Here is a 2,119-nt window from a genome sequence, read left to right on the forward strand (position 1 = left end):
AGTGAAGCGACGAGGGGAGGCCCCCTCCGACGCTTGGGGTGGGCGGACGCGGGAGCAACCCACTCTCGCACGCCTCGAGCCCGGCTCCGGGCCGAACCCGGCGTCGGCGCATGAGCCCCGTGCGGGGCTCCGGACGGGCGGGCGGGGGGTTCTGCGTGGGGCTTGTGGGTGCGAGCCGGCATCCGAGTTCTGCCTCAGCCGCCGGCACCGGTCCGGGCACGAACCGGAAGTACGGAAAGACATCCGTTCAGGATCAGAGTTTGAGATTGGGGAGCTGCGCGCTCAACTTCGCCAATAGCAAATCGAGAGCGACTTCTGCGCTCACTGCAGGGTTCTTGCTCCAATCCCAAAAGGCATCCTCTATCAGGATGTCTTCGGTTGATCCCTCCGAGTCAGAGTTAGCCGATGTTGGGCTCATCTCAAACGACTCCCAACGACACAAACGCGCGAAGTATCGACATTTACCACTGAGTTCGCGAATGATCTCGATTCGAAATCGCAGCGGATCGCTCGCGGCCCCCATATCAACTGCATCCAGTTCGACTGTCCGAACGACTTCAAGCATGCTGCCAATTCCTAGATCCGGTTGCACCGAGCACGACAGTGCCTCGGGTAAGAACCGCGCGGAGCGCGCTGAGTGGCGTTATTGATCGCATTCTTTCGTGCCACAGAAGCCGAGGGTCCATAGCCTGTACCGGACACCCGATCTTGCGTCGGACAAACATCCGTAGGCCATTGCAAATTACAAGTCACATGGCACACCCAACCGCCCCTCCGCTTCGACGCGGCATCAATGAACGGCTCAATCAACGGGCTGACGTAAGGCTCAATGAGAGTTCCAACCCCGTACCCCGCAGCGGCCGCGGTCCCAATCAGCAACCCTGTCCCCGCACCGGCTGCGATTGCAGCGCCTGTTCCTGATCCACTCCCGGCGCCAATGCCAACACCGAGAGTTGCGGCTGCTGCCTCCGTTCCTTGAGGGTCTACCAAATTGGAAGGACTATTGTCCGCATACGCAAAGAGATTCACTCCCCCAACTTGCCCAATCGGATCCGCATTGATGTAGCGTCCGGTGGCCGGATCGTAGGATCGGAACCTGTTGTAAAGAACTCGGCCATACGACCTCCGTCGTAGCGGAAGGCGTTTTCCTGAGTGCGGTCTTTGCTTTAGAGCAAGATTGCCTTGATGCACTCGAAGGGCTCCCAAAAAATCCCTAGAGGCAGTTTTCGGATACGCGTGACCGTCGTACGGGTTGAGGCAGCATAGCAGAGCGGCTCTTCCGAGAGGCCAGGCTAGCTCGCTTCCTTGAGGGTCACGGCCAACCGGAACCCCAGAGCGTCGAGCAAGAGGTCGAGGCTGCGCAGCTCCGGATTCCCATCCTCGGAGAGCATGCGGTAGAGATGCTCACGGTTCAGCTCCGCGGCCTCTGCCAATCGCGCAACACCGCCGCGAGCTCGTGCGACATCCCGGAGAGCAAGCAGAAACACTTCGGGTTCTCCGTCTTCCAAGCAGGCGTTCAGATAGCCCGCCGCCTCGGCGGGATCCTGAAGATCTTCGTCCAGTATTTCCTCGTATCGTCTCGCTTTACTCATCGACTCGACTCCTGTAGTCATGCCAATCGTCCTGGGCAGACTTGATGTCACGCTTCTGAGAGCCCTTGTCTCCTCCGCAGAGCAAGATCACCACGGCATCCCCCTCGCGACCGAAGTACACCCGATAGCCCGGGCCGACGTGAATACGAAGCTCATGCACGCCCCCTCCCACACTCCGGACATCGCCAAAGTTTCCCAGACGGACCCGGGCGATGCGTTGGCGGATGCGATTGCGACTCGTTCCATCTCGAAGCTTGCGAAGCCACTCTGTGAAAGGCTCGCTCCCATCCGAACGAGCAAAGACGCGAACCTCCTGCTCGATCGGCATCTCACGAATGTAGCTTAAGAGCTACTTTCGACAACCCCATCCTCGGAGAGCCAACAGCGCCATCGCCGGAGGCCGGAGGCGGCTAAAGAAAGAGGCGATGCGGGGAGTGCTCAATCAGCCGAGGGTGGCTGATCCGCGGGATGCGTCCTCGCATGCACCTCTTTCAGCTTCCGGATCGAGACCTGGGTGTAGATCTCGG

Annotated in this window: 3 protein-coding genes and 1 pseudogene; all 4 read right to left on the minus strand. The window is 60.0% G+C overall.

The window, feature by feature from the left end; translation table 11 throughout:
* Nucleotides 1-253: 253 nt before the first annotated feature.
* Complete coding sequence (locus GY937_17265; protein ID MCP5058455.1) at nucleotides 254-565, minus strand: hypothetical protein; 312 nt, start codon at nucleotides 563-565, stop codon at nucleotides 254-256.
* Between the two features lie 407 nt (nucleotides 566-972).
* Nucleotides 973-1,269 (minus strand): annotated as a pseudogene (locus GY937_17270) (RHS repeat-associated core domain-containing protein).
* Nucleotides 1,270-1,292: 23 nt separating this feature from the next.
* Nucleotides 1,293-1,592 (minus strand): putative addiction module antidote protein, encoded by a 300-nt coding sequence (locus GY937_17275; GenBank protein ID MCP5058456.1) that lies wholly within the window; start codon nucleotides 1,590-1,592, stop codon nucleotides 1,293-1,295.
* A complete protein-coding gene (locus tag GY937_17280; GenBank protein ID MCP5058457.1) occupies nucleotides 1,585-1,920 on the minus strand; it encodes a type II toxin-antitoxin system RelE/ParE family toxin in 336 nt (111 codons plus the stop codon). The genes GY937_17275 and GY937_17280 overlap by 8 nt, the downstream gene beginning before the upstream one ends.
* Nucleotides 1,921-2,119 lie beyond the last annotated feature (199 nt).

The sequence above is a fragment of the bacterium genome (assembly GCA_024228115.1).
GTDB lineage: Bacteria > Myxococcota_A > UBA9160 > UBA9160 > UBA6930.

Excerpts from the sequence above, each read along its gene's own strand:
- GY937_17265 (MCP5058455.1), bottom strand. The coding sequence starts at position 565 with ATGCTTGAAGTCGTTCGGACAGTCGAACTGGATGCAGTTGATATGGGG.
- GY937_17280 (MCP5058457.1), bottom strand. The coding sequence starts at position 1,920 with ATGCCGATCGAGCAGGAGGTTCGCGTCTTTGCTCGTTCGGATGGGAGC.
- GY937_17275 (MCP5058456.1), bottom strand. The coding sequence starts at position 1,592 with ATGAGTAAAGCGAGACGATACGAGGAAATACTGGACGAAGATCTTCAG.